The organism is Novosphingobium indicum (assembly GCF_014645195.1).
Lineage (GTDB): Bacteria > Pseudomonadota > Alphaproteobacteria > Sphingomonadales > Sphingomonadaceae > Novosphingobium > Novosphingobium indicum.
Genome location: NZ_BMLK01000020.1, coordinates 15435 through 31007 on the forward strand (window position 1 = coordinate 15435; position 15573 = coordinate 31007).

Genomic DNA, 15573 nt, shown 5'->3' on the forward strand with positions numbered 1-15573 from the left:
CCCGTTCGTGCCGAGCCACGTCAGCGCGGGGTATGCGTGTCTCGACTTCGCTCGACACGAACGGCAGCTGTTGGTTCAGCGCTCCAGCTTGACCGGGACGAACTCGCCCATGCCGCAGCCGGCACCGCGCTGCAGGTTGTTGCCGAACTGCTGGAGAGGGTAAATGATGTCCTGCTTGCACAGCTGCGACAGCGACGTCTCGAAAGTGAAGGTGTCTGCCGACTTCAGGCCGCTGCAGCGGTTCGGCAGAGTCACGCGCCAGACCTTGTTGCCGGCGCCGCCGATGAAGTCGATCGTCCGGTCGTCGCGGATGCGCGTGGTCGAATACTGGGTGATCGGCAGGCAGTCCTGCGCCGGTCCTACGGCCACGGCGGCGGGCGTTACGGGCGGCGCATTGGCGGGTTCGCCCTGCGTGCAGGCGGCAAGCGCCACCGGCGCGGCGCAAAGAATGGCGAGATTTCTGGCGTTCATGACTTTTTCCTCTCCTGACTCCGACGTTCGGGCGCGCAATCCGTTCCCGGTACCGTGTTGCCTGAGGGATGCTGGACCTCAGGAACGCGAGCCGGTCTTCGCTTTCGGCTTGGCCGCGCCCTTTTCCATCACCTTGGGCTTGTAACCGCACAAGTCGACGACCGGGCACCGCCAGCACTCGGGCGTGCGCGCCTTGCAGATATAGCGCCCGTGCAGGATCAGCCAATGGTGCGCGCCGACGCGGAAGGGCTCGGGCACCTTCTTTTCGAGCTGCTTCTCCACTGCCAGCGGCGTCTTGCCCTTGGCGAGGCCGGTGCGGTTGCCGACGCGGAAGATGTGCGTATCGACCGCGAAGGTCTCGGCCCCGAAGGCGCAGTTCATCACCACATTGGCGGTCTTGCGGCCCACGCCCGGCAGTTCGACCAGCGCGTCGCGGTCCTCCGGCACTTCGCCGCCGTAGTCGCGCACGAGGATTTCGGAGAGGGCGATGACGTTCTTGGCCTTGGAATTGAACAGGCCGATGGTCTTGATGTGCTGCTTGAGCCCTTCCTCGCCCAGCTCGACCATCTGCTGCGGCGTCGTCACTTCGCGAAACAGCGCCCGCGTCGCCTTGTTGACGCCGACGTCGGTCGCCTGCGCGGACAGCACCACGGCGACGAGCAGCTGGTAGGTATTGCCGAATTCCAGCTCGGTCTCGGGCGAGGGGTTCAGCTCGGCCAGCCGGCGGAAGAAATCGAACATGGCGTCCTTTTTCAAAGCCCCAGCACTTCCGGCATCGTGTAGCGCCCGGCAGGCTTGCCCTGCACCCATTCGGCGGCTCTCAGCGCGCCCTTGGCGAAGATCGTGCGGTTCTCGGCCATGTGCGAGAGGGTGAGGCGCTCGCTGTCGCTGAGGAACATGACCGCGTGATCGCCGGCGACGGTGCCGCCGCGCAGCGCGGCAAAGCCGATGGTGCCGCTCTCACGCTTGCCGGTGATGCCGTCGCGGCCGCGTTCCGAGTTGTCGGCGAGGGCAATGCCGCGCCCCTCGGCGGCCGCTTCGCCGAGCAGCAGCGCCGTGCCCGAAGGCGCATCGACTTTCATGCGGTGGTGGGTCTCGACGATCTCGATATCCCAGTCCTCGCCGAGCCGGTTCGCGGCCTCGCGCACGAGGTGGGCGAGCAGAGTGACGCCGAGCGAGGTATTGCCGGTCTGGAGTACGGGGATGACCTGCGCGGCGCTGTCGATCAGCCAGTGGTGCCGTTCTTCCAGCCCGGTTGTGCCGATCACCACCGGCACGCCGGCCGCCATTGCCGCATCGAGATTGCCTTCGAGCGCGCCGGGGCTGGAGAAGTCGATCAGCACATCGACCTTGGCGGCAAGCGTGGCCACGTCGCCGTCCTTGTCGACGCCGCCGGCCACTTCGACGCCCGCTGCCTCGGCGGCGGCTGCGATGGCCTGGCCCATCCGGCCCTGACTGCCGATAATTCCGATCTTCGTCACTGCGCACTCTCCGCTAGCCCTGCGCGCGCCGCCGGGCGGTTCCGCGCCCCGCATGGCGCAAACAGCCTCTTTCGACAAGGTTGCGGTGCAGGCTATGATGGCGCCATGTCCACCATTCGCAACATCGTCATCCTCACCGGCGCCGGCGTCAGCGCCGAAAGCGGCATCGACACCTTCCGCGACGGCGGCGGCCTGTGGGAGCAACACCGCGTCGAGGACGTGGCGACGCCCGAGGCCTTCGCGCGCGACCCCGAACTGGTCCAGCGCTTCTACGACATGCGGCGCGAAGCCATCCAGACCAAGCAGCCGAACGCCGCGCACCATGCGCTGGCGCGGCTCGACAGCGAATGGAGCGGCAATCTGCTGATCGTCACCCAGAACGTCGACGACCTGCACGAACGGGCCGGGGCGAAGCGGGTGCTGCATATGCATGGCGAACACCTCAATGCCTGGTGCACCGCCTGCGACGTGCGCTCGCGCTGGACCGGGCCGCTGATCGACGGTCCGGCCTGTCCGGCCTGCGGCGAGAGCGCCTTGCGGCCCGATGTCGTGTGGTTCGGCGAGATTCCCTATCGCATGGAAGAGATCTTCGCCGCGCTGCAGGAGGCGGATCTGTTCGTTTCGATCGGGACCTCTGGCGCGGTCTATCCGGCTGCGGGTTTCGTGCGCAATGCACGCGATCTGGGCGCAGCGACGCTGGAGCTTAATCTGGAGCCGTCGCAGGGCACCTTGTGGTTCGACGAGGCGCGGCATGGCCCGGCGAGTGAGGTGGTGCCAGCCTGGGTGGACGAGATGCTTTCATGACCGGCGTCTTGCATGGCAGCTGTCATTGCAGCGCCATCACGCTCACGATCACCCATGCGCCTGAAACGGTCAGCGAATGCAATTGCTCGATCTGCAGACGGATTGCGGGGCTGTGGGGCTACTTCGATCCTGCGGAGGTCACTGTGGACGGCGATGCGGGCGGGTACCGGTGGGGAGACCGGTCGCTTACCGTCTGGCACTGCACCCATTGCGGGTGCACCACGCACTGGACGGCTGCCGATCATCATTACAAGCGCATGGGCGTGAACATGCGGATGTTCGCGCCGTCCGTGCTCGCGGGTATTCCGGTCGAGTTCACCGACGGCGCCAGTTTCTAGCGCGACGACGGCAGATGGGCATCGCGACGTCCTGTCGTTCCTGCCTTATTCCTCTCCGCCCTATTCGCCGTCATCCCCGCGCAGGCGGGGATCCCGCTTTTCACACAGAGTAAGCATGGAAAAGTAGCGGGGCCCCCGCCTGCGCGGGGGCGACGATTATGATGCGAACGCTTTGTTGGGTCCGTTCTCACCCGCAGCGACCGCCCACCGTTCGTGTCGAGCGAAGTCGAGACACTGTAGCGCCCACGTGTCTCGACTTCGCTCGACACGAACGGAAGCGGGGCTTCGCCCCGGCCTCGTGAGACGCCGGTCAGGCCTTCTGGCCACATCCCTTGCAGGCGGGATCCTTGGCGATCCGCAGCGGGCGCATCGAGGGGGCCATGCCGTCGATCAGCTGCAGCGTGCCGAATTGCGGATCGCCGAAAGCCGCGTGCCCGTCGAGCAGTACGCGGATCGCATGCATGACGGCGAAGGTGCCGACCATGCCCACCATCGCGCCGAGTACGCCGTCAGCCGCGCAGGTGTCGCAATCCTCAGCATCGAAGGCATCGCCCACGAAGCAGCGGTAGCAGGGCTGGCCCGGCAGGTGCCCGGCGAAGTTGGCGACTTGCCCCTGGAACCGGCCGATGGCGGCGCTGGTAAGCGGAATTTTCAATTCGACACAGGCATCTGACACCGTCAGGCGAGTCGCGAAGTTGTCACACCCGTCTACTACGAGGCTCGCGCCGGAGAGGATCCGGGCAGCGTTGGCACCCCCCACCCGCATAACGACTGCCTCCACCTCAAGGCCAAGATCAAAACGCCGCACCCATTCGGCCGCCACTTCCGCCTTGGGCCTGCCGATATCAGACGGCGCAAATATCGTCTGACGCTGAAGGTTGCTGACGTCCACGACGTCGTCGTCCACCAGTGTCAGATGTCCTATGCCGGCTGCGGCGAGGTATTGCAGTGCAGGACTGCCTATCCCGCCGCAGCCGACAAGCACCACGTGTGCATCGGCCAGTGCGACTTGGCCGGCGCCGCCCACTTCGGGCAGCACGATATGGCGTGCGAAACGCGAAAGACGGTCTGGCGAAAGGCTCATTGCGGGCCGGGCTTCAGGCCGGGTCCGAAGGCGTGTCTTCGGGCAGGCGTTCCTTGAGGAAGCCGTGCAGGCCGAACCACCACTGGGCGGAGATCACCGCGCCCTTGGCCGGTTGCAGCATCCCCAGCATCATCACGAGCGCCAGCGGCACGAGGATCGAGATCATCGCCAGCGGGCCGAGTTCGAAATCGAGCGAAAGCGCGATGATCAGCGGGGCCATCAGGTGGCCGGTGACGAGAATCGCGATGTAGGCCGGGAAGTCGTCCGCGCGCTGCGGCGTCAGGTCCAGCGTGCAGACAGGGCAGCGCTCCAGAGGCTTGAGCCACTTGCGAAACAGGTGGCCTTCTCCGCAGCGCGGGCACTTGCCGCGAATGCCGCGCAGCGCGGCCTGAACGAAAGTGGCAGGTATCATGGGGCTGCGCCTACAGCATGGGCGGCTGGCGGTGAAGCCGGAAATCCCGGTTGCACCTCGCCCGAACGTAAACCGGCCGGCTTCCCGTGCGGAGGAAGCCGGCCGGCCCGGGGGGAACTGTTTACTCCGCTGCCGAGACGTGAACGCGGTTGCGGCCGCCGTTCTTGGCGCCGTAGAGCGCCGCGTCGGCCTGACGGATAACCTCGTCGAACTGCGCGAAGTCGCGGATCGAGGCGAGGCCGCAGGAGAACGTGACCGGCCAGCCCTGTTCGTCGAGCGTGCGATCGAGCGCGACCGAGGCGCGCAGGCGCTCCATGATCATGCGCGCCTCGTCGAGCATCGTATCGGGCAGGAGCACCGCGAACTCCTCGCCGCCCCAGCGGGCGGAAAGGTCGGTCCGGCGCAGTTCGCTCTCCAGCCTGCCGGCCACGGTCTTCAGCACGACATCGCCGGCCTCGTGGTCGAACTGGTCGTTGATCAACTTGAAGTGGTCGATGTCGATCAGGGCCAGCACGGCGGTCTGGTGCCCGAGCAGGATCTCGCGCGCCGAATCGGTGAAGCCGCGGCGGTTGCGAATGCCGGTCAGTGGGTCGCGCTCGGCGGCATCGACGAGGCGTTTGATTCGAGCCGCCGATTCGTTGGCGGCCGTGGCGACACCGCCCAGCAGGCGGCCGACGAGATCGTCCGCGCCGCGCGGTATTTTCGCAATCGGTTCGCCGTCCTGGACCGAGCGCAGCATCTGCGTGGCCTCGGCAATGGGTGAGAGCAGGGCGCGGATGGCGGCGAGGCCCAGCCCGGTGCCGACCAGCGTTGCAGCCAGCAGCGTGAGCAGGGTGGTCACGTCCCAGTGTCCGGTGGCGGCTTGCAGGCCGACGTAGGCAATCAGCGGGAGGTGGACGGCGCCGAAGCAGATACACAGGATCCGCCATTCGTAGTGCTTCGGAAATAGAAAGGCCGTGGCGTTGTAGAAGCGCATGGGGGGATTGCCTCTTCCAGTTACGATGACTGCGAAAAGATCGCAGGGTGTGACTGTGACGCTGCGCCTTATCCCTTAGTAAAGTGTTAAGACCTTCGGCCAGAAAGCCCGGAATTCCGGGAAATATCGATTGCACATCACGTAAGTATTTGGTCCGAAGTGCAGTGGAGTTTGAGCCGGATGTGAAAAAGCCTGCGAGGGGCAGACGCCGCCTCGCAGGCTTTTTCACAGTGTCTTTCGGTATCAAGCCCGGTCGGGCCGACGGCTCAGCTTTCCAGCTGGCGCAGCAGCGAGCGGACGTCACCGTCCATGTCGGCATCGCGCGTGCGCAGTTCCTCGATGAGGCGCACGGCGTGGATCACGGTGGAGTGATCGCGCCCGCCGAACTTGCGGCCGATCTCCGGGTAGGAGCGCGGGGTGAGCACCTTGGCGAGGTACATCGCCACCTGGCGCGGACGCACGACGGCGCGGGCGCGGCGCTTGGAGCTCATCTCGGTGCGGTCGATGCGATAGAACTGGCAGACCGTGCGCTGGATCTCGTCGATGGTGATCCGGCGGCGGTTGGCCGAGAGGATGTCGGTGAGCTGTTCCTCGGCCAGCTGCAGCGAGACTTCCTGCCCGGTGAGCTGGGCATAGGCGATCAGCTTGTTGAGGCCGCCCACAAGCTCGCGCACGTTGCGGTTGATGGTGCGTGCGAGGAACTCGATCACGTCGGCCGGCACCTCGATCGAGGCGAAGCGCTGGAGGCGGTTCTCGAGGATCGAGCGGCGCAGTTCGATGTCGGCCGGCAGGATGTCGGCGACCAGACCCATCGACAGGCGGCTGAGCAGGCGCGGTTCGACCCCGTCGAGCGCCTGCGGCGCGCGGTCGGCGGCAAAGACGAGGCGCTTGCCCTCGGCCAAGAGCGCATCGATCGTGTAGAGCAGCTCTTCCTGCGCCGAAGCCTTGCCGATGATGAACTGGATGTCGTCCACCAGCAGCAGGTCGAAGCCGCGCAGGCGGGCCTTGAACTCGATCATCTGGTTCTGGCGCAGCGCCTGGACGAACTCGACCATGAAGCGCTCGGCAGAGCAGTAGAAGATCCGCGCATGCGGGTGGTTGGCGAGATAGGCATGGCCGATCGCGTGCAGCAGGTGCGTCTTGCCCTGGCCGGTGGCGGCCTTGAGATAAAGCGGCGAGAACTGCGGCTTTTCGGTCGCGGCCATGCGCTGCGCGGCGTTGAATGCCAGCACGTTGGCAGTGCCGGTCACGAAGCTGGCGAACGTCTGCGATGCGTCGATGCCTGCCGGGCCCTGACCCAGCGAGGCGAACGATTCGCCTGCCAGTGCCGCCGACAGCGGATCGGACGAACCCTGCGCCGAATCATTGGCCGGCGCGCTCGAGGGACGGCCACCGCCACCCAGGCGCAGCTCAGGCAGCTGGCGGCGGCCCGGATGCACGAGAATGCGCACGTGGCGCACGTCCGGACGCGCGATCTTCCAGGCCAGCGAGAGGCGATCGGCGAAACGATCGTTGACCCAGTTTGCCGAGAATTCGGTCGGCAGATAGAGGTCGAGCGTGCCGGTTTCCTTGCAGTAGTTACCCGGCTGAATCGGCCGGATCCACTGGCTGTGAACCTGGTGCCCCAGGTCCTTGCGCAGGCCCTGGCTGATGTCTGCCCAGTCGGCCGCCAGATTCACGGCTTCCTGATCCTCTTCCATCACTACTCGCACCGCCTTCGACTTTCTGTTCGTTGAATTTGTGTTTTGACCCGATGACCCTGACACCCGCTCGAACTCCCCTGGTTCGTGTGTGACCCCAGCAGCCGTTTTGGAACCGTATCGCTACGAGAGAAGCAAAAGAACCTCACACCGCAAACGCCTGTTTGCAGCTTTCGTCGTGCGTTCTATCGTAATTACCCCGGCCGGTTCCGCGACGGCCGAGCGCCCTTCTAAGGAGAGGTTCGGGCAGCGCGCAATACGGGCTTAGCCAAATAAATAAAATTATGCCGGTTGACACAAGGATGCCTGCGGGATTTCACCGACAAAATTTTTTTATCTAAAAAAATCAATGTGTTCTGCGATGCGGTGGAACGAATCGTAGGGTTTCCGGGCATTTGCTGGCGATCATGCGGCAACGCAGCAGAAACAAAAACGGAGCCGGAAGCGATGCTTCCTGCCCCGTTCCTGTTTCGTGCTTAAAACAGGTGTCTGGCACCTGCCTCCCGAGCGCCGAATCGATGCTCCGATCAGAGCGCCGAGACGCGCTTGGACAGACGCGACATTTTGCGCGCTGCGGTGTTCTTGTGCACCACGCCGCGGGCAACACCGCGCGCCAGTTCCGGCTGCATTTCCTTGAGGGCAGCCGAAGCAGCGGTCTTGTCGCCGCCGGCGATGGCGCTCTCGACCTTCTTCACGAAGGTGCGGATGCGGCTCATGCGGTTGGTATTGATCAGAGCGCGACGCTCGTTGCGACGGATGCGCTTGCGGGCTTGCGGCGTATTGGCCATCGAATTTCCTCTGTCTGGCCGCCGTGCGGCCCCATTGCCTGTCGAATCTGAAGATGGCGAGCGGACTCGCCGGAAAGCGCGCCCCTTAACGTCGACCCCGCGTTGCGTCAAGCCGGATGCGCAGCGCGAACCCGCTCATTTCTGGCATTTGCGGCACCAGAAGGTGCTGCGCCCACCCTGCACGAAGCGCAGGACCGGCGCCCCGCAGGCGCAGGGCTGCCCCTCGCGGCCATAGACCTGCCAGGAGGCGGCAAAGTATCCCAACTCCCCCGTAGGCTGCGCATAGTCGCGAATGGTCGAGCCGCCTGCGGCAATCGATTCGCCCAGCACGGTGCGGATATCGGGCACCAGCCGGGCGAGGGCGGGCAGCGATACCCGCCCCGCTGCCTTGTCCGGACGGATACCCGAACGGAAGAGCGCCTCGCACACGTAGATATTGCCGAGCCCGGCCACGATGCCCTGGTCGAGCAGCATCTGCTTGATGGGGGCGATTCGGCCCTTGAAGGCGCGCTTGAGATGCTGCGGGTTGAGATCGGGCCCCAGAGGTTCCGGACCCATCCCGGCAAACGGACCCCAGGCTTCCAGCCCTTCCGTGGGGACCAGATCGACCGAGCCGAAGCGGCGGGCATCGTTGAGCGCCAGAACGTGACCCGATTCGGTTTCCATCACGAGGTGGTCGTGCTTCTCGGGCTGCTCGGGCTCTATCCGCCACCGGCCGGACATGCCGAGGTGAAAGACCATGGTGGTCTCGCGGTCGGTATGGATCAGCCCGTACTTGGCGCGCCGCCCCATCGCGGTGACGCGCGCGCCGGTCAGCGTCTGGACGAGATCGGGTGGGAAGGGCCGGCGCAAGTCGGGCCGGTTGACCTGAACGCGCGCGATTCGCTCGCCCTCGAGAAAACGGGCAAGTCCGCGAACAGTGGTTTCGACTTCGGGAAGTTCTGGCATTTGCCGAGGCGTTAGCGCGATCGGCGGAGCCTGTCATGAGGCGATCCGCAAGCTGTCATCCCGGCGCAAGCTGGGATCGCTCTCGATGTTGCGCCTTGCTCACAGCGATCCCAGCCTGCGCCGGGATGACGAGCTTCCTTTTGGGGAGCGTTTACTCCGCAGGTCGCGGCGGGAGCGGGTAGACGATGAAATCCGCGTGACGGTCGATTTTCGGCTCCGGGCCGGCATTGGCGGCCGCTTGCTGCAGTTCGGTGATCACGGTGGGCGGGAGGGGCAAGGCATGCTCCGAGGGATGCTCCGGCGCCTGCATCGCGTAGTCCTCGCCCGGCGTCGTTGTCATCTCGATATGCGCGCCCAGCAGCGCCCGGATCGGGTGAGTCCTGGCGAAGGCGGCCAGCCGGTCGGCGCTCGCGCGGAACGTGTCGAACTCGCCGTGCGGCACGTAGAGGCGGCCCGGATAGAGCATGTCGCCCGAGAAGAGCAGCTTGGTGCGCTCATCGTAGACCATGATGTGCGCGGGCTGATGGCCGGGCGTCGGGATAATGTCGAGCACGCGTCCGCCGAGATCGAATCGCGCCGTGTCGCTCGGCCAGCCGTCGCCCATGCCGAAGAAGGCGGCGACCTGTTCGGGTGCGAGACCGACAACATCGGTGTTCGGCCGGTCGCGGAATTCCTCGTCCCCGGCGTGGTGATCGCCGTGCCCGTGCGAATGGGCGACGATCAGGCGAATCGGATGGTCGCCGTGGGCAGCTTGCCACTGACTGACCAGTCCATCGATGGTCGGGCGGATCTTGAGCCCTCCGGCACCCGAATCGATCAGAATCGCCCTTTCGTTGCCGAACAGCAGGTAGAGAAACGGCGCTTCGAAGTTGGTCTTCACCGACTGGCGGATGACGAAAGTGTCCGCATCGATCTGCTGGACCTGCATTTCCGGCTCGCTCTCGGTCGTGCCGTCGATCCAGTGTTCGAATTGCGGCGCTTCGGGCGGCACGGGCGAGGTCGCTACAAGCAGGGCGGCACCGGCCGGCAGGAGCAGGCGGGCGAGAAGGGCGAGGGGGCCGGCGGCGCGCGGGAGAGTCTGCATGAGGCCAGCGTATGCGTAATATCAATTTACGCAAGTGTAATACTGGACGTCATCCCAGCGAAGGCTGGGATCGTTTCGGGCCAAGCGCAACATTGAGAGCGATCCCAGCCCGCGCCGGGATGGCCGGTCAATCGAGAGGCTGTTCTTCCCCCAGGCGCCGGAACACGGCGCGTGCGGCCTCGGAAAGGGGTACGCCCGGCACGTCGGCCATGGCAGCCGCGCGGGCTTTCATGCCCGGGTCCCAGTAGAGCCCGATATGCTGGGCGGTCGCCTCTATGGCCTCTTCGTCGCCCCTCGTTGCGAAATTGCGCAGGATATGCTCGGCCATATAGGCGAGGCGCTCGTCGGTACTCATCATTGCATGATCACTCATTCCGCGGGCTCGACCGTGGCGATGCGGCGGCTGCGGTCGGACTGCTCACGATAGCGTGTTTGCCAGTCCGAGGGACCATTCGAGGGCATGACCTGAACGGCGGTCACCTTGTATTCCGGGCAGTTCGTCGCCCAGTCCGAGAAATCGGTGGTGATGACGTTGGCCTGCGTGTCGGGGTGGTGGAAGGTCGTATAGACGACGCCCGGCGCGACGCGGTCGGTGATCAGCGCGCGCAGGGCGGTCTCGCCTGCACGGCTGCGCAGGGCCACCCAGTCGCCATCGCGGATGCCCCGGTTCTCGGCATCGTGGGGGTGGATCTCCAGCCGGTCTTCCGCATGCCAGGCGCCGTTTTCGGTGCGCCGCGTCTGCGCGCCGACATTGTACTGGCTGAGGATGCGGCCCGTGGTGAGCAGCAGCGGGAAGCGCGGGCCGGTCCGCTCGTCGGTGGGGACATAGTCGGTGACGACGAAGAGACCCTTGCCGCGTACGAAGTGGTCGAGGTGCATCGTCGGCGTGCCCTCGGGCGCCGCCGCGTTCATCGGCCACTGCACCGATCCGCGCTCTTCCAGCACATCGAAGGAAACGCCTGCGAAAGTCGGCGTCAGCCGCGCAATCTCGTCCATCACTTGTGAGGGGTGGGTGTAGGTCCAGTCCAGCCCCATGGCGTTCGCCACGAGCTGGACGACTTCCCAGTCCGCGTACCCGTTCTTCGGCTCCATCACCTTGCGCACCATCTGGATGCGGCGTTCGGCATTGGTGAACGTGCCGTCCTTCTCGAGGAAGGTAGAGCCCGGCAGAAAGACGTGCGCGTAATTGGCGGTCTCGTTGAGGAAGATGTCCTGCACGACGACGCATTCCATCGCCGCAAGGCCCGCCGCGACGTGCTTCGTGTTGGGGTCGGACTGGAGGATGTCCTCGCCCTGGATGAAGATGCCCTTGAAGATGCCGTCGGTCGCGGCATCGAGCATGTTGTTGATGCGCAGGCCCGGCTCGGCATCGAGCACGGTGCCCCAGTCCGCTTCGAACAGCGCGCGGGTGGCGCTGTCGGAGACGTGGCGATAGCCGGGCAGTTCGTGCGGGAAGCTGCCCATGTCGCACGAGCCCTGCACGTTGTTCTGCCCGCGCAGCGGATTCACGCCGGCGCCGGGCTTGCCGACATTGCCGGTCGCCATCGCGAGGTTGGCGATGGCCATGACGGTCGAGGAGCCCTGCGAGTGCTCGGTGACGCCGAGGCCGTAGTAGATCGCGCCGTTGCCGCCGGTGGCATAGAGCCGGGCGGCGGCGCGCAGGTCGGCGGCGGGTACGCAGGTGAGATCCTCGATGGCTTCGGGCGAGCGGGCGGGTTCGGAGACGAAGGCGGCCCATTCCCCGTATGCCTCGCCGTCGCAGCGCTCGCGCACATAAACCTCGTCCACCAGCCCCTCGGTGACGATCACGTGCGCCATGGCGGTGAGCAGCGCGACATTGGTGCCCGGGCGCAGCGGCAGGTGGTGCGCGGCCTCGATATGCGGCGAGCGCACGAGGTCGATGCGGCGCGGGTCGACGACGATCAGCCTGGCGCCCTCCCGCAAGCGCCGCTTCATCCGGCTGGCGAAGACGGGGTGCCCGTCGGTCGGGTTGGCGCCGATGACGAGGATCACGTCCGCCTGCTCGACGCTGTCGAAATCCTGCGTGCCCGCCGAGGTGCCGAAGGTGGTCTTGAGCCCGTATCCGGTCGGCGAGTGGCAGACGCGCGCGCAGGTATCGACGTTGTTGTTGCCGAAGCCCTGCCGGATCAGCTTCTGGACGAGGTAGGTCTCCTCGTTGGTGCAGCGGCTGGAGGTGATGCCGCCGATCGCGCGGGTGCCGTAGCTGCTCTGGATGCGGCGGAATTCGGAGGCGACATGGGCGATCGCCTCGTCCCACGAAACCTCGCGCCAGGGCTCATCGACCGAAGCGCGGACCATCGGATTGAGGATGCGGTCGCGGTGCTGGGCATAGCCCCAGGCGAAACGGCCTTTCACGCAGGAGTGGCCGTGATTGGCCTTGCCTTCCTTCCAGGGCACCATGCGCACTAGCTCCTCGCCGCGCATCTCGGCGCGGAACGTGCAGCCGACGCCGCAATAGGCGCACGTAGTGACGACGGCGCGGTCTGGCGTGCCCTTGTCGATGACGGTGTTCTCGATCAGCGCCGAAGTCGGGCAGGCCTGCACGCAGGCGCCGCAGGACACGCATTCGGAGGACAGGAAATCCTCGTCCTGGCTTGCCGCGATCTTGCTTGCGAAACCGCGCCCGTCGACGGTCAGCGCCAGCGTGCCCTGCACTTCGTCGCAGGCGCGCACGCAGCGCGAGCAGACGATGCACTTGGCCGGATCGAAGGTGAAGTAGGGGTTGCTCTCGTCCTTGCAGCTTTCGAGGTGATTGGCGCCTTCATAGCCGAAGCGCACATCGCGCAGGCCCACCGCGCCCGCCTGATCCTGCAACTCGCAATCACCGTTGGCGGGGCAGGTGAGGCAGTCGAGCGGGTGGTCGGAGATATAGAGCTCCATCACCCCGCGCCGCAGCTTGCGTAACTTGTCGGTCTCGGTGCGCACGACCATGTCCGGCGCGACCGGAGTGGTGCAGGAGGCGGGATAGCCTTTGCGGCCCTCGATCTCGACAAGGCACATGCGGCACGAGCCGAAGCTCTCGAGGCTGTCGGTGGCGCAGAGCTTGGGGATCGCGGTATCGACCATGGCCGCCGCGCGCATAATCGAGGTTCCGGCGGGAACCGAGACCGGCTGGCCGTCGATGGTGAGCGATACGGCCTCGCCCGTTGCTTTCGGGGTGCCGAAGTCCTTTTCGCGGGTGAACGTCATGGGTCTTACTCACCTGAATCCGAAGTGTGCATCCCTAGTCCCGTCATACCCGCGAAGGCGGGGATCCCGCTTTTCCTTGTGGCGTAGAGGAGAAAAGCGGGGCCCCCGATCCTGAGCGTGTCGAAGGGGCGGGGGCGACGAGTGAGGGTGGAACGAACGCGCACGTAGATCATGTTATTCCGCCGTCTCGGTAAGCGCGGGCGTGCTGCCGAAGTCTTCGGGGAAATGATCGAGGGCGCTCAGCACCGGGTAGGGCGTGAAGCCGCCCAGCGCGCAGAGCGAGCCGTGTTTCATCGTGTCGCACAGATCGCGCAGCAGCTCGATTTCCTCGTCGTGCGTGCGCGCCGCGATGCGGGCGTTGCGGATCTGCGGAAGCGTCTCGACCGTGCCTGCCGTGCGCGGGGCCTTGGCGACGATGCGGTCGATCAGTTCGGTGCCGCGTGTCGAGCCGATGCGGCAGGGCGTACACTTGCCGCAGCTTTCGACCGCGCAGAATTCCATGGCAAAGCGCGCCATCTTCGCCATGTCCACGGTGTCGTCGAACACGGTGATCCCGGCATGGCCGATCAGCCCGCCCGCCTCGGCAAAGGCCTCGTAATCGAAGGGCAGGTGGAACATCGAGGGCGGGAAATAGGCGCCGAGCGGCCCGCCGACCTGCACCGCGCGCACCGGGCGGCCACTGGCCGTGCCGCCGCCGATCTGGTTGACCAGTTCGCCCAGCGTCAGCCCGAAACCGACTTCGTAGAGCCCACCGTTCTTCACGTTGCCCGCGATCTGGATCGGCATCGTCCCGCGCGAGCGGCCGAAGCCCACATCGGCATAGGCTTGCGGCCCTTCGGCGAGGATAAAGGGCACGGCAGAGAGGCTGAGCACATTGTTGATGACGGTGGGTTTGTCCCAGAGGCCCTCGATCGCGGGCAGCGGGGGCTTGACGCGCACTTCGCCGCGCTTGCCCTCGATCGATTCTAGCAGCGAGGTTTCCTCCCCGCAAACATAAGAGCCCGCGCCCACGCGCACTTCCAGCGTGAACGGCGCGATCCTGTCGACCGAACGGGCGATCGCCTCACGCATGGTCTCGACCGCGAAGGGATACTCGCTGCGGACGTAGATGTAGCCGTGGCGCGCGCCGACCGCGTAGCTGGCAATCGCCATGCCCTCGATCAGGTGGAAGGGGTCGCCTTCCATCAGCATGCGGTCGGCGAAGGTGCCGCTGTCGCCCTCGTCGGCGTTGCAGACCACGAACTTCTCGTCCGCCGGTGTGTCGAGCACCGTCTGCCACTTGATGCCGGTGGGAAAGCCCGCGCCGCCGCGCCCGCGCAGGCCGGAGACCTTGACCGCCTCGACCACCTCCTGCGGCGAGAGCGCATCGGCGGCGTCCAGCCCTTTCCAGCCGCCGTTCGCGGCATAGTCGGCCATGCTGAGCGGATCGATCATGCCGCAGCGGGCAAAGGTAAAGCGCTGCTGGCCCGAGAAGAACGGATGCTCCTCGATGGGGCCGATGCAGTTTGCATGGGAACCGTTCAGGACCGCTTCCACGTCGCCGGGACCGACCGGGCCATAGGCAATCCGTTCGGCACCGGTCTCGACTTCCACCAGCGGTTCGATGGCGAAGAGCCCGCGCGATCCTGTGCGCACCACCTCGCAGCCCGCCTGGGCAAAGGCCTCGGCCACGGCATCGGCGCCGAGCGCGACAGAGGCCATGTCGCGGCTTATGAAGACGCGGGTCATGCCTCCACCTCGCGGGCTATGGCTTCCACCTGCGCCTCGTCGATGCGCGCAACCGGACGCCCGTCGACCAGGGCATTGGGGCCAATGGCGCAGAGGCCGAGGCAATAGACCGGCTCGAGCGCGACCTGACCGTCCTTGCGGGCATGGCCCATCGCGACACCGAGATGGCGGGCCAGTTCGCCCTCGATGGCTGCGCCGCCGCGCGACTGGCAGCTTTCGGCGCGGCACAGCTTGATCACATGGCGGGCAGGGGGCTCGGTGCGAAAATCGGGATAGAAGCTGATCACCCCGTGCACTTCCGCGCGGCTGAGATTCAGCGTTTCGGCTATCGCGGGGACTGCCTGCGAGGGGATGTGGCCGAACTCTTCCTGCAGGGCATGGAGCAGCGGCAGCAGCGCACCGCGCATGTCTGGCTGCACGAAACGGTCGATGAAGGTCCGGATACCGGCGATATCTGTCATGGCGTCTTTCTCTTTGACGGCACGCTGCGACAACCCGCACGACCGGTCAAATAGATCAGAGGCATGGCTGCCATAGACGCAGCTTCTG

At 65.9% G+C, this 15573-nt stretch carries 16 protein-coding genes; 2 read left to right on the top strand and 14 right to left on the bottom strand.

The features are described from left to right. Nucleotides 1-75 precede the first annotated feature (75 nt). From IEX64_RS18205 to dapB, 3 genes are all read right to left on the bottom strand, one after another. Nucleotides 76-471 carry a hypothetical protein gene (locus IEX64_RS18205; RefSeq protein WP_188821882.1) on the bottom strand — a complete coding sequence of 132 codons (396 nt, stop codon included), beginning with the start codon at nucleotides 469-471 and terminating at the stop codon, nucleotides 76-78. 78 nt (nucleotides 472-549) lie between these two features. Further along, nucleotides 550-1212, bottom strand: coding sequence for an endonuclease III (nth, locus tag IEX64_RS18210; protein ID WP_506330856.1), 663 nt, complete (start codon nucleotides 1210-1212; stop codon nucleotides 550-552). A gap of 11 nt (nucleotides 1213-1223) precedes the next feature. Then, complete coding sequence (gene dapB / locus IEX64_RS18215) at nucleotides 1224-1952, bottom strand: 4-hydroxy-tetrahydrodipicolinate reductase (protein WP_188821886.1); 729 nt, start codon at nucleotides 1950-1952, stop codon at nucleotides 1224-1226. 105 nt (nucleotides 1953-2057) lie between these two features. Here dapB and IEX64_RS18220 point away from each other — a divergent pair, with 105 nt between their 5' ends. Beyond that, complete coding sequence (locus tag IEX64_RS18220) at nucleotides 2058-2756, top strand: NAD-dependent deacylase (RefSeq protein WP_188821889.1); 699 nt, start codon at nucleotides 2058-2060, stop codon at nucleotides 2754-2756. Next, nucleotides 2753-3094 (top strand): GFA family protein, encoded by a 342-nt coding sequence (locus tag IEX64_RS18225; RefSeq protein WP_188821891.1) that lies wholly within the window; start codon nucleotides 2753-2755, stop codon nucleotides 3092-3094. Before IEX64_RS18220 ends, IEX64_RS18225 begins: the two co-directional genes overlap by 4 nt. A gap of 310 nt (nucleotides 3095-3404) precedes the next feature. On the opposite strand, the gene IEX64_RS18230 is transcribed toward IEX64_RS18225, so the two are convergent. The 11 genes from IEX64_RS18230 to IEX64_RS18280 all read right to left on the bottom strand — a co-directional run bounded on the left by IEX64_RS18230 (nucleotide 3405) and on the right by IEX64_RS18280 (nucleotide 15485). Next, entirely contained in the window at nucleotides 3405-4178 is a 774-nt protein-coding gene (locus IEX64_RS18230) for a HesA/MoeB/ThiF family protein (RefSeq protein WP_188821893.1), read from the bottom strand. A gap of 13 nt (nucleotides 4179-4191) precedes the next feature. After that, the gene (locus IEX64_RS18235; protein WP_188821895.1) at nucleotides 4192-4590 is read right to left on the bottom strand and encodes a DUF983 domain-containing protein; all 399 of its coding nucleotides are present in this window, start codon (nucleotides 4588-4590) and stop codon (nucleotides 4192-4194) included. Between the two features lie 121 nt (nucleotides 4591-4711). Beyond that, on the bottom strand, nucleotides 4712-5566 hold the full coding sequence (locus IEX64_RS18240) for a GGDEF domain-containing protein (RefSeq protein ID WP_188821897.1): 855 nt from the start codon (nucleotides 5564-5566) through the stop codon (nucleotides 4712-4714). Nucleotides 5567-5832: 266 nt separating this feature from the next. Further along, the gene (gene dnaA, locus IEX64_RS18245) at nucleotides 5833-7266 is read right to left on the bottom strand and encodes a chromosomal replication initiator protein DnaA (protein ID WP_188821899.1); all 1434 of its coding nucleotides are present in this window, start codon (nucleotides 7264-7266) and stop codon (nucleotides 5833-5835) included. 527 nt (nucleotides 7267-7793) lie between these two features. Continuing rightward, the gene (gene rpsT / locus IEX64_RS18250; RefSeq protein WP_188821901.1) at nucleotides 7794-8054 is read right to left on the bottom strand and encodes a 30S ribosomal protein S20; all 261 of its coding nucleotides are present in this window, start codon (nucleotides 8052-8054) and stop codon (nucleotides 7794-7796) included. 135 nt (nucleotides 8055-8189) lie between these two features. After that, on the bottom strand, nucleotides 8190-9002 hold the full coding sequence (gene mutM / locus IEX64_RS18255; RefSeq protein WP_188821903.1) for a bifunctional DNA-formamidopyrimidine glycosylase/DNA-(apurinic or apyrimidinic site) lyase: 813 nt from the start codon (nucleotides 9000-9002) through the stop codon (nucleotides 8190-8192). Nucleotides 9003-9153: 151 nt separating this feature from the next. Then, nucleotides 9154-10086, bottom strand: coding sequence for an MBL fold metallo-hydrolase (locus IEX64_RS18260; protein ID WP_188821905.1), 933 nt, complete (start codon nucleotides 10084-10086; stop codon nucleotides 9154-9156). 127 nt (nucleotides 10087-10213) lie between these two features. Then, nucleotides 10214-10459 (bottom strand): formate dehydrogenase subunit delta, encoded by a 246-nt coding sequence (locus IEX64_RS18265; protein WP_229710556.1) that lies wholly within the window; start codon nucleotides 10457-10459, stop codon nucleotides 10214-10216. Next, nucleotides 10456-13296, bottom strand: a complete 2841-nt coding sequence (gene fdhF, locus IEX64_RS18270) for a formate dehydrogenase subunit alpha (protein WP_188821907.1) — start codon at nucleotides 13294-13296, stop codon at nucleotides 10456-10458. Before fdhF ends, IEX64_RS18265 begins: the two co-directional genes overlap by 4 nt. A 174-nt stretch (nucleotides 13297-13470) precedes the next feature. After that, nucleotides 13471-15024, bottom strand: coding sequence for a formate dehydrogenase beta subunit (locus IEX64_RS18275; protein WP_188821909.1), 1554 nt, complete (start codon nucleotides 15022-15024; stop codon nucleotides 13471-13473). Then, on the bottom strand, nucleotides 15021-15485 hold the full coding sequence (locus IEX64_RS18280; RefSeq protein WP_188821911.1) for a formate dehydrogenase subunit gamma: 465 nt from the start codon (nucleotides 15483-15485) through the stop codon (nucleotides 15021-15023). The genes IEX64_RS18275 and IEX64_RS18280 overlap by 4 nt, the downstream gene beginning before the upstream one ends. Between the last annotated feature and the right edge of the window lie 88 nt (nucleotides 15486-15573).

Bases quoted from the DNA above. Each gene is read 5' to 3' on its own strand.
- IEX64_RS18205 (WP_188821882.1), bottom strand. From the start codon at position 471: ATGAACGCCAGAAATCTCGCCATTCTTTGCGCCGCGCCGGTGGCGCTT.
- nth (WP_506330856.1), bottom strand. From the start codon at position 1,212: ATGTTCGATTTCTTCCGCCGGCTGGCCGAGCTGAACCCCTCGCCCGAG.
- IEX64_RS18220 (WP_188821889.1), top strand. From the start codon at position 2,058: ATGTCCACCATTCGCAACATCGTCATCCTCACCGGCGCCGGCGTCAGC.
- IEX64_RS18225 (WP_188821891.1), top strand. From the start codon at position 2,753: ATGACCGGCGTCTTGCATGGCAGCTGTCATTGCAGCGCCATCACGCTC.
- IEX64_RS18230 (WP_188821893.1), bottom strand. From the start codon at position 4,178: ATGAGCCTTTCGCCAGACCGTCTTTCGCGTTTCGCACGCCATATCGTG.
- IEX64_RS18235 (WP_188821895.1), bottom strand. From the start codon at position 4,590: ATGATACCTGCCACTTTCGTTCAGGCCGCGCTGCGCGGCATTCGCGGC.
- IEX64_RS18240 (WP_188821897.1), bottom strand. From the start codon at position 5,566: ATGCGCTTCTACAACGCCACGGCCTTTCTATTTCCGAAGCACTACGAA.
- dnaA (WP_188821899.1), bottom strand. From the start codon at position 7,266: ATGGAAGAGGATCAGGAAGCCGTGAATCTGGCGGCCGACTGGGCAGAC.
- rpsT (WP_188821901.1), bottom strand. From the start codon at position 8,054: ATGGCCAATACGCCGCAAGCCCGCAAGCGCATCCGTCGCAACGAGCGT.
- mutM (WP_188821903.1), bottom strand. From the start codon at position 9,002: ATGCCAGAACTTCCCGAAGTCGAAACCACTGTTCGCGGACTTGCCCGT.
- IEX64_RS18260 (WP_188821905.1), bottom strand. From the start codon at position 10,086: ATGCAGACTCTCCCGCGCGCCGCCGGCCCCCTCGCCCTTCTCGCCCGC.
- IEX64_RS18265 (WP_229710556.1), bottom strand. From the start codon at position 10,459: ATGAGTGATCATGCAATGATGAGTACCGACGAGCGCCTCGCCTATATG.
- fdhF (WP_188821907.1), bottom strand. From the start codon at position 13,296: ATGACGTTCACCCGCGAAAAGGACTTCGGCACCCCGAAAGCAACGGGC.
- IEX64_RS18275 (WP_188821909.1), bottom strand. From the start codon at position 15,024: ATGACCCGCGTCTTCATAAGCCGCGACATGGCCTCTGTCGCGCTCGGC.
- IEX64_RS18280 (WP_188821911.1), bottom strand. From the start codon at position 15,485: ATGACAGATATCGCCGGTATCCGGACCTTCATCGACCGTTTCGTGCAG.